Here is a 13,215-nt window from a genome sequence, read left to right on the forward strand (position 1 = left end):
GGTTAAAAAATTAACACCATAATTGCTGATAAAGTTTTACGATTTCTTCTTTCGTTGGAAGACGAGGGTTATTACTTGGTGAGCCTGAAGCAAGTGCTTGTTCTGCCATAGTATTTACAACTTCGTCAAAATATTGCTTATCTGCTCCAAAAGCTTCTAAAGTTGGCACTTGAAGTGATGTATTAATGTCTTTTAATGCTTCAATTAACTTGGCATTGGCAGATTCAATAGAATCATTTTGCTGCGCAGCACCCATGGCCTTGGCACAGTTCGCATATTTTTCAGGTTCAGCAGGTATTGAATATTCAATAATCATGGGCAATAACATGGCATTTGATAAACCATGCGGGACATGGAAAAACGCGCCAATCGGTCGACTCATGCCATGAACTAAGGCAACAGATGCATTATTAAAAGCCACACCAGCCAATGTTGCACCCAGCATTAATGCTTCTCGGGCTACTTCATCATTTGGATCAAAATAGACTCTTTTAAGATTTGGGCCAATTAAGCGCATGGCTTCCAATGCTTGGGTATCACTATATAGATTGGCTTTTTTGCTGGTATAGGCTTCAATCGCATGGGTTAAAGCATCTATACCCGTATCTGCTGTGGTACGGGCAGGTAAACTCAACGTCAGTTCATAATCCACAATCGCAGCAATGGGCATAAAACCAGCACCGACACAGAGCATTTTTTCATTACTTTCATCATCAGTAATGATCGTGAATTTGGTTGCTTCAGAACCTGTGCCTGCTGTTGTTGGAACAGCAATAATTGGTAATCCCTGTTCATTGACCTGTCTAGGGAATTTATAATCTCGGATTTTTCCACCATAGCGACCTAAGATGCCAATGGCTTTTGCACTGTCAATTGGACTACCGCCACCCACAGCAATAATTGAATCATATTGATGTGCTTGAATAAACTGAACCCCAGCTTCAATTGAACTAGATGTGGGTTCTGGAATGGTTTGATCAAAAAAGTCTGCTTCAATATTTTCACTTTTAAGAATCTTTTGAATATCGGCGATATAGCCTAACTTGACCATCATTTGATCAGTGATGATCAGTGGTTTATTACAGCCTAAGCTTTTTAAAATATGCGGAATTTTCTCACGGGCATTTTTTCCGACTTCAAGAAATCTGGGCAACAAAATCGTATGTGACATAAGCGAACTCCATTTTAGTTTCATTCCATTTACATGCATTTTGTATTTAAAAAAAGACCAAGTTGCATGCTGTAAATTGGCTTTATAATATTTGTATATTGATATGTATCGTATCAATATAAAATTATATGTAAATAGTGTTTTTATGATTTTTATTTAAATAAAATTATTTATTTATAAATAACAGTAGTTTGATCTGTTTTTTAAAGTGGAAAAGAATTTTGTCTAGATTCATCATTAAAAATTAGATATACATATATATCGATACATTATGTATCAATATAATTAAATAAATGAAGTTTACAATGATAGGACTATTTGGAATAGTAGTGTCCTTGGTATTGCTGATGTATTTAGCTTACAAAGGTTTTAGTGTCATTATTTTGGCGCCTGTACTTGCATTGTTTGCGGTCATTTGGAGTGGAATGACGCATGAATTATTGGGGTTTTATTCGCAAGTGTTTATGAGTGGTCTAGGTGGGTACATCATTAAATATTTTCCACTTTTTCTGTTAGGTGCTGTCTTTGGCAAACTCATGGATGACAGTGGATCAGCTCGCACAATCGCAATTTTTTTTGTTGAACGCTTAGGGCATCAGCGCGCGATGTTATCGATTGTGATTTCCTGTGCAATCTTAACCTATGGCGGTGTCTCGCTTTTTGTGGTGGGTTTTGCTGTATTTCCAATTGCTTCGGCATTATTTAAAGAACTAGGTATTCCTAAACGACTCATTCCTGCGGCAATTATGTTGGGTGCATTAACCTTTACAATGACCGCATTGCCTGGCACACCTGCGATTCAAAACGCAATTCCAATGCCATATTTTAAAACAGATCTATATGCTGCACCTGTACTTGGCATCATTGCCTCGATTTTTATGTTAATCACGGGGATGTGGTGGCTGAATAGAAGAGTCGAACATTCGATAAAACAAGGCGAAGGCTATGGCAATCATATTGAACAGCATAAAGAAATTTTAACCCATTCAGATCCTAGTTTACTGATCGCAATGATCCCGATTGTCTTGGTGATTTTATCGAATTTAATATTAACTAAAGTGATTTTTCCAAGTATGGATACTTCATATTTGGCCACGGCACAATTTGGTCACACCAGTCTAAATTCTGTGATTGGTCTTTGGTCGATTATTACAGCATTGGTGATCGCATGTATTGCCATTATTGTGCTCAATTGGAAACGGATTAACGATATTCGAGACAGTATTCAAAATGGTGTTTCTTCTTCATTTTTACCTATTTTTAATACCGCCTCAGAAGTGGGATATGGCTCAGTTATTGCATCTTTGGCAGGTTTTGTCATTTTAAAAGATTTTTTAGTTGGTTTAGCGCCAAGTAATCCGCTGGTTTCCGAAGCAATTTTGGTCAATGTACTGGCTGGGATCACAGGTTCTGCGTCTGGAGGGTTGAGTATCGCATTAAATACGATGGGTGAAACCTATATGAATCTGGCGCATCAATTTGGCATTTCACCTGAATTAATGCACAGAGTTGCTTCTATGGCTTCTGGATCTTTAGATTCACTTCCTCATAACGGCGCTGTGATTACCATTATTGCGCTTTGCGGTCTCACGCATAAACAGTCCTATTACGACATGTTTATGGTCGCAGTTATTTTTCCACTGCTTGCACTGATCGGGGTGATTACGCTGGGTACTTATTTTGGATCATTTTAATGCTTGAGTTTTAAAGCTAGAGACTTGGGTATTCGAAGTCGCTAGCTTTTATTATTTAATCGATTGAATTTTTAATATAGGTGTTTAAATCATTGGCTGCATCTCTTAATGCATCTTGATAGCTGATTAAGTCATCTAAGGATTTTCGAATACTTGGCGCATGGGTATATAAGCAAGCAATGATTTCACCATTGGGATGGAGTATAGGCACTGAACAGGCCACCATCCCTGCGATAAACTCTTCATTATCGGTGCCTAAATTTGTCACGCCAATACGCTGAATTTCAGATTCCAGCAAATTAAGATCTGTAATGGTATTTTTGGTGTACTGGGTGATTGGAATATTTTTTAGAATATTCTTCCTTTTTTCTGCGGATAAATGACTTAAAAAAAGTTTGCCACTCGATGTACACCAGACAGGCACTGTTGAGCCTACAGGTAAATATACTTGTAATGGCCAGTTCGTCTGTATACGGTCTACATACAGCATATGATTATCTTGAAGAATCGCTATACCACAGGTTTCGCCAATCTTATTTGACAGTTTTTCTAAAATAGAAAACCGTTCAATTCTAAATTTTTCATTTTCCCAAACATTAAATAATAGTTGTTTGACTCTTCCACCCACCAACAAACCACCATGTAAATCTACTTTGACATAACCTTCTTTTTCTAATAGTTGGATGAGTCGATGAATACTGGGCTTTGGAATATCAAGGGCTAAAGAGAGATCAAGTGGAGAAGGGGGATGTTTTGCTTCACCAATCGCTTCTAAAATCTCAAGTACTCGTGTGATTGATGAACCTTTATTTCGTTTTGTATCTTGTGTCATAAAATTTTCCAAAAGACTCTGCTTCATTCATACCCACTTGAGCTTATGGATATTATCATTTGAATGTTATAGATATGAAATTTTTATCTGCCATACTTTACCCTAATCATAGTTTTATCAGTATGCGAAATTTTATATCTATCATGAATGAGAAGAGAACGATCAGCAACTACCCATCAAGCCAGAAGTTTTGTGTTATTCAAGGCTTATTTGATTCAATAAGCCTTTAAAATATTAACGTGATTTATTCCAACTCAAAATTTTAAATAGTCCAAACATCACAATAATCCAAATTGGAATCAAAATGACCGATTCTTTAAAGTTTTGCACCCACATGATATATAGGATCATACTGATAAAAACTAAAACAATATAATTACTTACGGGTGAAAACAATGAGGGAAATTTTACCCTTGTCCCTTCCAGCTTTTTGGCTCGTTTAAATTTTAAATGGGTAAAACTAATCAGTGCCCAGTTTAAAACCAGAGCAGCAACAGCCAAATACATCAGATGACTTAATGCTTCTTCAGGCACAAAATAATTCAGTAACACGCAACCAAAAATTAGGATAGAAGAGAAGATCACCGCAGTGATTGGCACACCTTGTTTGCTGACTTTTGCAAACATCTTCGGTGCATTGCCTTGTACTGCAAGCCCATACAGCATACGACTATTGGCATACATACCACTGTTATATACTGAAAGCGCAGCAGTTAGAATAATAAAATTAAGTAAATGCGCTGCCCAGCCTAAACCCAATTGACTGAAAATCATCACAAAGGGACTTTTATCTAGACCCCCAAGATCAAGTTGATTCCATGGAATTAATGACATGATGATGGCAAGAGAAGCAACATAAAAAACCAAAATGCGGAAAATCACGCGATTGACTGCTTGTGGTATGCTTTTTTCAGGGTTTTCTGCTTCGGCAGCCGTCATCCCAATTAATTCAATGCCGCCAAATGCGAACATTAAAAAGGCCAGCATATAAAATAACCCTGAAAAACCATGTGGGAAAAATCCGCCATGTTGCCAGAGGTTTGCCACAGTTGCAGTTGAATCAGCACCCGCTGTGAGCAAAAGATATAAACCAAACACAATCATTGAAATTACAGCAACAACTTTGATAATGGCTAACCAAAATTCTGATTCACCATAAAATTTAACATTGCCCAGATTAAAACCAGTCACGATGACAAAGAAAAATAAAGCGGAGACCCAAGCGGGGATATGCGGCCACCAATAATGCACATATTTAGCCACCGCTGTAAGTTCAGTCATGGCGACTAAAATATACATTACCCAGTAATTCCAGCCAGATAAAAAGCCAGGAAATTTTCCCCAATATTTTTGTGAAAAATAACTGAATGAACCTGCAACAGGTTCTTCTACAATCATTTCACCCATTTGGCGCATGATTAAAAAGGCAATCAAACCGACGATGGCATAGCCTAAAATAATCGAAGGACCAGCAGATTGGATGACTTGTGCAGAACCTAAAAATAATCCTGTACCCACAGCGCCACCCATAGCGATCAATTGGATATGACGATTTTTAAGTCCACGTTTTAATTGGGAAGATGAGCGATTCAAAATATGCTGTGCTGAATAAAAGAAGCCATTGTAATAGATTGGCTATAGATAACCTAGTTTGAAAACGATGTTGTTGAGGCAATTTTATAAGATATTGAACACTGGAATATTAGAACGCTTCCATCTATTAAAATATGATCATGTTGAGTGAATCATCTTGCTATTGAAAGAGCCTTCTCGCTTTGGGAGAAGGCTAGAATGAGGGGTATCTATACGTCTAAAAAAGACTTATAAAACAAGCTTATTCAGATTGCTCTAATGTGCGCAGTGGGTGCATGCCCTCAACCATTCCCATAAATGGTGGGTAAATTGAGTAACCAACCAAGGCTTGAAGTTCAGGTGAAATCGATCGTATCGTATCTTTGGAAAGTTCAAGCAAATAGTTTTCTTGTTGTCGGACATAGGCTTCACAGTACTGATGAGTAATCGCAAAGCGTGAAGATTTCGAATGATTTTGACCGCCACCATGCCAAGTCGTACCGAGAAAAAAGATCACCGAACCTGCAGGCATCACTGCGGGTAACGCTTCTGATCTTTGTGCAAATCGATCATCTCCCCAACGGTGACTGCCAGGAATAATTACTGTTGCACCATTGTCTTCGGTAAAATCATCAATTGCCCAGACGGTTGCAGCACCAAGTGGCTGACGAGGACGGGGGAGGCGATAAAAAGCATCATCATAATGCAGACTTTGAGCGACTTCACCTGAAAGAATATTAATAATTTGACTCTGAGAGAGTAAGAAGTTGGGTTGGAATAGCCGATCCATAAGACCAAGAATGTGAGGATGTACCGCAAGTTGATCAGTGATTCGCGTTTTTGAGAGAACGTTATAGACACGCTGGGTTTGTTGACCTTCAAATGGGTTACGTCCAGTTTGACCGAGTAAGGCAAGGCCTTCTTGCTTAATTTGCTGGCAGGTTTCTTTACTGATCAGGTTGTTGATGATGACATAACCATCACGCATTAAGCTTTGGAAATCTCGTTGGATTTCTGGCGTATTTCGCTCAGGCCCTGGCTGTAATTGTCGATGGGTCTTTGCGTGATCCTTTTTATTATATTGATGAATATCTAATTTAGACATTGCAAGCTCCTTGATTTAACGTGCTGGGCAGAACGGAACAGTTAGTTCATATTGTTTCCTGCCTTGGTTTTTTATTGGTATCTCCAGATGACAGTGGGCTGAGTTGTAGGGTATTGCTTGTCAGATTCCAGAGTTGTTCGAAGAGTTCCACATTTGAGGGTCTTTCTTTGGCAAGGATGGCTTGATCAATCGCCAGACGTAGACCTCCCATCAGCATTGCCACCGTTGTATTGGGATTAAGATCTGGACTGATTATTCCCAACTTCTGTCCTTGAGCAATGTTACGTGCACCCGCTTCTAGTAATGCCTCCATATGAGCACGTTCGATATCAAGCACTTCAGGTTCACGGGCAAGTCGCCCAGCAATTAAAGGTGCTAGAGGGTGATTATAGAAATAGTCAATGATTGCTTTGGTACGGGTTTTTTCGCGTTCTCTCCATTCAATATTTGTTGGAATGCTGTCACCCAAAGCAAGCGCTCTCAATGGTTCATAGAATTGATCCACAACAGCGGCAATCAGACCTGTTTTTGAGCCAAAGTGATGATAGGTGAGCCCAGCTGATGTATTCGCTCTTTTGGCGATGGCACTGATCTCCATATGTCCATTGTTAGCAATCAATTCCTGTTCTGCTGCAGTGATCAAGCGTTGGTAAGTCGCCATTTTTTTTTCGACCATGATTTTATTCTTAGAAAAACTGAATTGAATTCAATTTAGTTTTTATTGGCGAAATTGTCAACAGTATTACGCCAAGATCAGTTAGAGAAATGGCGTTACCATAAGCTCGAAAGCAAGCTTGACTCTGCATAAATGGTAGTGTTGCCAGTGAGAAATAATTGGAAAAAGCAAATATAAGAGAGTAAAAACGTGGCAGAGATTTTTAATTGATCTCTTTAAAATGAATGGTTTATTTTTGAATTTAACTTTTATTTATTCTTTTCAATATCTTGAGAATGTTCTTTTTAAAAGGGCATTTTTATGGCTATGATTTTTCAATATTTATTAGACCTATAAGAAATTAAGTTAGATTAGAAATCACCAGATCTCCACATTTAATCTGTCCTTAGCTTTTTAATCATTAATTTTATCTACTGTTATTTCAAAAATAGGGCTGCCCCATTCCAAGCAGCCTGATCATGATTGATCGCTAAAATTGCCATATTTTGATAACACCTTTAAGTTTTTCCTTTATAGACTCAAGACATGATCAAGGAAGGAGATCAGCATGTCAAAAGAATATAAATTACAAAAAGGAAGTTTAGGGCTCTGGTACGTTGTGTTTTTTGTGGTGGCTGCAGCTTCACCCCTTACGGGTGTGGTTGGAGCGCTACCCGTGGCCTTTATGGCAGGCAATGGAGCAGGTGTCGCGGGTACTTTTGTTGTTGCAGGTGCGTTGCTACTTATTTTTAGTTTCGGTCTGGTTGCCATGAGCCGTCATGTGGTCAATGCAGGCGCATTCTATTCTTATATTGTCCAAGGCTTAGGGCTTACCTGTGGTTTAGCGGGGTTTAATGTCGCTTTACTTGCCTATGCTGCGATGCAACTTTCTTGTAGTGCGATGTTTGGTTTCTTTACCGAACTCTTTGTCACCAGACATTTTGGTAGCAGTTTACCGTGGTGGGCCTATGCAGCATTTATGCAAATGGCGGTCATTGGTCTGGGTATCGCTAAAGTTGAAATTGGTGGAAAAGTCCTTGGTGTACTGATGTTACTTGAGATCGCCATCGTCTTATTGATGGATGCTGTCTTTATGACCCAGCCGAGAACATGGGAATTTAGCGCTTTTCAGCCCAGTACTGTTTTAAATGGCAATTTTGGTATTGCCATGGTCTTTGCGATTTGTTCTTTTATTGGTTTTGAAGCAACCGCAATTTATGCCGAAGAATGTAAAGAACCTAAAAAAATTGTGGCGAAAGCAACCTTTACTGCTGTGATTTTAATTACTTTTTTCTATGCGTTCACGTCATGGGTATTTGTGCAATATACAGGTGCAAGTCAGATTGCCGCAGAAGCAGCCAAAGATCCCGGTGTTTATGTTTACAACGTGGCTGAGCAGTTGCTTGGTGGTTGGGCGGTTGAAGTCATTTCAATTTTATTGATCACCAGTTTATTTGCAGCAACACAAGCTTTCCATAATTCATTATCCCGTTACCTATTTACCATTAGTCGTGATGGTTTGCTGTGGTCCAAATTGGCCAAAACGCATGCTGTTTATAAAACGCCTTATATGGCCAGTATCGCACAAGGTATTTTTATGATTGCGGCCTTGGTGACGTTTGGGCTGTTTAAACTCGACCCAATGATCAATATTTTTGCATGGGCATCTGTTCTTGGAAGTATGGCGATTATGGTATTACAGTTCGGTGTTTCATGCGCAGTGATTAAATATTTTCGTCAACATAAACACCTTCAGGTTTCACTCTGGAGTCGATTGATCGCACCCATTATTTCCGCATTGGGCATGTTGGTCATACTGTATGTAGTAATTGGAAATCTGGAAATGTTGAGTGGCTCATCTTCTCCCGTTGTACTGTTTTTACCGTGGTTACTACTGGCTTGTATGCTTATTGGCATGATCACAGCTCGTGTTTTGAAACATATCAATCCGCAAAAATATGAAGATGTCACAAATATCGTCATCCATTCTTAATGTCCGAATAGACAAGGAGTTTCTGTATGAATAGTCCAATGGTTCAAACAAAAGATTATCAATTTTGGCATCCAATGACCCATCCCAATAATTGGGAAAACAAGGCGCCATTACGAATCGTTAAGGGAGATGGGCTTTTTGTCTGGGATGATCAGGGACGTAAAATGCTGGATGGTTTTGCTGGGTTATGGTGTGTCAATGTTGGACATAACCGAGCTGAAGTCAAACAGGCTATTACTCAACAAATGGATGAGCTGGCCTACTACCAGTTATTCGATGGTGTGAGCCATCCCAAAGCAGAAGCCTTGTCTAATAAACTGATTGAAATGACAACTCAGGAAGATATGGCTCGGGTACTCTATGGTACGGGTGGTTCAGATGGTATTGAAACAGCGTTAAAAATCGCGCGTCAATATTGGATTTTACAGGGACAACCGCAGCGTACCCGCTTTATCTCATTGAAAAATGCTTATCATGGTGTGCATTTCGGAGGGACATCTGTCGGTGGTTTATCTATTTATCGAATGAATTATGGTCCTGTTTTGGATGGTTGCTCACAAATTGAATCACCGTGGTTGTATCGCAATCCTTGGAACTGTGATGATCCTGAGCAATTAGGACAGTTGGTGGCTGAACAGTTAGAACGAGACATTTTATATTATGGTCCAGATAGTGTGGCTGCATTTATTGCAGAACCTGTACAAGGTGCAGGCGGTGTAATTGTACCTCCAGCAAACTTCTGGCCTTTGGTACGGCAGATTTGTGATAAATATGGAATTTTATTGATTGCAGATGAGGTGGTGACTGGCTTTGGTCGTAGTGGCAATATGTTCGGTTCACGAGGCTGGGGGGTAAAACCTGACATCATGGTGTTTGCCAAGGCGTTAACCGCAGGCTATGTACCGCTTTCAGCAACCTTGATTAATCATCGAATTGAACAGGCCTTTTTACACAACAAAGATCATCGGGGGATTTTGATGCAGGGCTATACCTATGGTGGACATCCGTTGGGTTGTGCAGCAGCTCTGGCAGTACTCGATATTGTTGAAAAAGAAGACTTGCCTGCCAATGCTGACAAAATGGGAAATGTTTTACTCAATCAATTAAAAAGTTTTGAAGAAAAATTTCCATCTGTTGGTAATGTGCGTGGCAAAGGCTTGATGCTGGCAATTGATCTGGTTTCAGATAAGAACACCCGTGAATCTATTGCACCTGATAATAATTTGGCTTGGCGTATTACAGAGGCCTGCCGTAATGCGGGCGCAGTGGTTCGACCTGTTGGGCCAAAAATCGTGCTTGCTCCACCGTTGGTGATTGATCAAGCAGGCTGTGAGCTATTGTTCAATGCATTACAGACTGCATTTGAACAAGTCGATGTATAACACTGTAAATTTATCGGTTTAAAAACAGGATCAAATGTCTGTGGTATACAGCACTTTGATCCTGTTCTACCTGTTCAATAACCTATAAATATAATATTGAGAACGTTACATTTAAGGGCTTGCCAATTAAGCGATTCAACTTAAAATAAAAGTTAGATTTCATTTTTGATTAAAATTTAATGAATTGAAATTTAACAATAAATTTTTTGCATTTTTAGGTAAAAGCGAGGCATGGATGTTAGTCGTTGAACCAGATGTAAATACAGGTTTGTTACATGGCTTTCAAATAAGAGAGTCTTTACAACATACCCAAATTTTAAAGGACTGGTCTTTGTCCTATGATCAGCTTTCGTCAGGTCATTTTGAAAGTCATTTGAATGAACTTTGGTTGGATGATATTCAAATCTATGAAGAAAAAATTAGTCCCTCAACTTTCCAAAGTGGCGAAGGCAAAGCGGACTCATTGTGTTTAGGTGTTTTTTCCAATTTATCTGATCCCGCATTATGGATGGGGCAAGTCTTACAAGGCGCAGAAATTATTTCATTATGCCAAGGCGGTGAAATTATGATGCGAACACCGCAACAGTCTTCCTTTTTATCCTTAAGCTTACCCATGTCTTTATTAGAAGAGGCGGGAGAGATTCCACAAGGTGCCAGTATGTTGACGCATCAGCCCTTGGCACAAGAAATTTATTTTAAACTGACGACTTTATTAAATCATGTATCTAAACATCCGTGCGGGGCAGATTTAGTCAGTATGCAACAGGCAAAATCCGAAATTCTGGATCTTGGTTTTCGATATATTCAAGCCATGCAGCAGCAAAAAAATGAGATTCGCCTATCTGCACGTAAGGCAAAAATTGTGGTGCAACGCGCACTTGATGCGATGCAGTCCTATCAGGATAATCCTTTAACCATGGATGAGTTATGTCAGCTTACTTGTACCTCACGGCGTACTTTGCAAAATTGTTTTGAACTGATTACTGGACAAAGCCCTGCACAGTTTTTAAAACATTTACGACTCAATGGGGTAAGACGTAGCTTTATTCAAAATGCTACATCTGCTTCGGTCAGTGAAGTGGCCAGTGCGTGGGGATTTTGGCATTTATCGCAATTTGCCACTGACTATAAAAAATTGTTTGGAGAGACACCATCGCAAACATTGGCACAGTGTAAATAAATATACAGGTTGTGGTTGCTGTGCATTACTGAATTTTAAAATAAAGTATCAACAATTCAAAAGAATAAGTCGTATTTCGACATCTATTTTGATCCATAAAAACAGCAAGGCCAATCACTCGACTGGCTAAATGCAATGTATGTATGAGATTAATGTTCTGTCGTGTTCTTCTGTATATTGGGCTGTTGATCAAATTTACGATTTAATAAATTAACCAAGATTAAAGAGATCAGCAACATCGACATGGCATAGGTGAGCAATGTGTTAAAACTTGCGGTATGTTCGATAATTTGACCCGATGCGCCAGGTCCACCCCCCCATCCCAATCGCTATCATTAAATTGACATATTTCATAATACTGCCCGTATGATCCATGATGGCTAAACTGCCCAAGATAAATGGGAAAGTAAAGATCCATGCAAATTTAAACACAACAATGGCGGTCATAAATATTGGCGCCGTAATTGTGCCAAACATCAATGAGAGTGAAATAAAGAACAACACAAAGCCGCTGATTATGATCGCTATACGGCTAAGCTTATTTCCAATAAATGTTGCAATAAAGCAGCCTAATATTCCAAATAAAGTGGCAAAGGATAAATAACCATTAATAGAGGCTTCTGGAATTTTTGAGTTTATATATTAAAAATACCGCATTATGAAAATAAATAAAATAAATGTTGTTTTTGTGGTTATTTAAATGTATAAAATCCTATAATAAGGAATAATTATTTTATTATTGCATCTCTAAAGAGGGCACTACCTCACACACATTCAGGGTGAAGTGTAATGAGGCAAAACAACAAGGATGAAAGGAGAACAAGATGAAACATTTAGTTTTAGCTGCCTTGCTGGCGCTAGGAAGCGTACAGGCAGTACAAGCAGAGACAGTTCAAATAGAGGCAGGGTCATCCAAGCCAGAAACATTTATGGATCAGTTTTCTATACATGGCACATTAACTTTATCCTCAGATTACCGCAGTCGTGGTTTTTCCAAGTCAGAGCAAAAACCGTCAGTACAAGGGGGATTGATTTTGGCACATCAGTCAGGGGCTTATTTAATGCTATGGGGCGCAAGTGCAACAACACCAAATGGTGGTAGCGTAGAAGCAGATGCAATACTGGGCTATACATGGCATATCAATGATAAAAACAGTCTGGATTTCTTTTATGCAGACGTGAATTATCCCGGTGGAAATTTTAGCCCAAACGGGAAGTCAGCTGATTTTGGTGAATATGGGGTGATGTACAAACGTACAGGTACATTTGTTGCGCAAGATAATTTCAATGCAGCAGTTTATTATTCACCAAATTATGTGTTTGGTTCAGGCAACGAATATTATTTTAGTAGTGAATACAGCTTTCCTGTTATTGAAAATGTACAACTATTTGGTTCGGCAGGTTATACCAAACAAGACAGTGTTGCGGAATTTCAGTTAGGTTCAGTCCCAGATGGAAACAAAGACAGTTACTTTGATTATAAAGTGGGTGTACGCGGTGATTATAAAGGGATAACCACTGAACTGGCTTGGGTTGGCAATAATATTGACAGTCAAATGAATATGTATGATGACCGCTTATATGTCAGTGTGACCAAGAATTTTTAAATAATCGCATTGCTCTTTATGAGG

At 39.0% G+C, this 13,215-nt stretch carries 12 protein-coding genes; 6 read left to right on the top strand and 6 right to left on the bottom strand.

The window, feature by feature from the left end; all coding sequences use genetic code 11:
• Positions 1–10: 10 nt before the first annotated feature.
• The gene (locus PYV58_RS06805; protein WP_034616500.1) at positions 11–1,171 is read right to left on the bottom strand and encodes an iron-containing alcohol dehydrogenase; all 1,161 of its coding nucleotides are present in this window, start codon (positions 1,169–1,171) and stop codon (positions 11–13) included.
• Positions 1,172–1,476: 305 nt separating this feature from the next.
• Here PYV58_RS06805 and PYV58_RS06810 point away from each other — a divergent pair, with 305 nt between their 5' ends.
• Positions 1,477–2,865 (top strand): GntP family permease, encoded by a 1,389-nt coding sequence (locus PYV58_RS06810; RefSeq protein ID WP_034616498.1) that lies wholly within the window; start codon positions 1,477–1,479, stop codon positions 2,863–2,865.
• A gap of 55 nt (positions 2,866–2,920) precedes the next feature.
• On the opposite strand, the gene PYV58_RS06815 is transcribed toward PYV58_RS06810, so the two are convergent.
• From PYV58_RS06815 to PYV58_RS06830, 4 genes are all read right to left on the bottom strand, one after another.
• Positions 2,921–3,697 (bottom strand): IclR family transcriptional regulator, encoded by a 777-nt coding sequence (locus tag PYV58_RS06815; protein ID WP_004822909.1) that lies wholly within the window; start codon positions 3,695–3,697, stop codon positions 2,921–2,923.
• Between the two features lie 234 nt (positions 3,698–3,931).
• The gene (locus tag PYV58_RS06820) at positions 3,932–5,290 is read right to left on the bottom strand and encodes an amino acid permease (protein ID WP_081407405.1); all 1,359 of its coding nucleotides are present in this window, start codon (positions 5,288–5,290) and stop codon (positions 3,932–3,934) included.
• Positions 5,291–5,531: 241 nt separating this feature from the next.
• Entirely contained in the window at positions 5,532–6,374 is an 843-nt protein-coding gene (locus PYV58_RS06825) for a phytanoyl-CoA dioxygenase family protein (protein WP_034616496.1), read from the bottom strand.
• A 46-nt stretch (positions 6,375–6,420) separates the two neighbouring features.
• A complete protein-coding gene (locus PYV58_RS06830; RefSeq protein WP_004822903.1) occupies positions 6,421–7,050 on the bottom strand; it encodes a TetR/AcrR family transcriptional regulator in 630 nt (209 codons plus the stop codon).
• 547 nt (positions 7,051–7,597) lie between these two features.
• On the opposite strand from PYV58_RS06830, the gene PYV58_RS06835 reads away from it, so the two are divergent.
• The 3 genes from PYV58_RS06835 to PYV58_RS06845 all read left to right on the top strand — a co-directional run bounded on the left by PYV58_RS06835 (position 7,598) and on the right by PYV58_RS06845 (position 11,584).
• Entirely contained in the window at positions 7,598–9,022 is a 1,425-nt protein-coding gene (locus PYV58_RS06835; protein ID WP_034616493.1) for an APC family permease, read from the top strand.
• 26 nt (positions 9,023–9,048) lie between these two features.
• Entirely contained in the window at positions 9,049–10,404 is a 1,356-nt protein-coding gene (locus tag PYV58_RS06840) for an aminotransferase class III-fold pyridoxal phosphate-dependent enzyme (protein WP_081407404.1), read from the top strand.
• Between the two features lie 235 nt (positions 10,405–10,639).
• The gene (locus PYV58_RS06845; RefSeq protein ID WP_051671078.1) at positions 10,640–11,584 is read left to right on the top strand and encodes a helix-turn-helix domain-containing protein; all 945 of its coding nucleotides are present in this window, start codon (positions 10,640–10,642) and stop codon (positions 11,582–11,584) included.
• Between the two features lie 149 nt (positions 11,585–11,733).
• Here the strand turns inward: PYV58_RS06845 and PYV58_RS06850 are convergent, their stop codons facing one another.
• Positions 11,734–11,910 (bottom strand): hypothetical protein, encoded by a 177-nt coding sequence (locus tag PYV58_RS06850; RefSeq protein WP_275059729.1) that lies wholly within the window; start codon positions 11,908–11,910, stop codon positions 11,734–11,736.
• Positions 11,911–11,960: 50 nt separating this feature from the next.
• On the opposite strand from PYV58_RS06850, the gene PYV58_RS06855 reads away from it, so the two are divergent.
• Positions 11,961–12,188 (top strand): hypothetical protein, encoded by a 228-nt coding sequence (locus PYV58_RS06855; RefSeq protein ID WP_034616491.1) that lies wholly within the window; start codon positions 11,961–11,963, stop codon positions 12,186–12,188.
• 220 nt (positions 12,189–12,408) lie between these two features.
• Positions 12,409–13,191, top strand: coding sequence for a TorF family putative porin (locus tag PYV58_RS06860; RefSeq protein ID WP_051671076.1), 783 nt, complete (start codon positions 12,409–12,411; stop codon positions 13,189–13,191).
• Positions 13,192–13,215: the final 24 nt, after the last annotated feature.

It is taken from the genome of Acinetobacter sp. TAC-1 (assembly GCF_029025845.1).
Taxonomy (GTDB): Bacteria; Pseudomonadota; Gammaproteobacteria; order Pseudomonadales; family Moraxellaceae; genus Acinetobacter; species Acinetobacter guillouiae.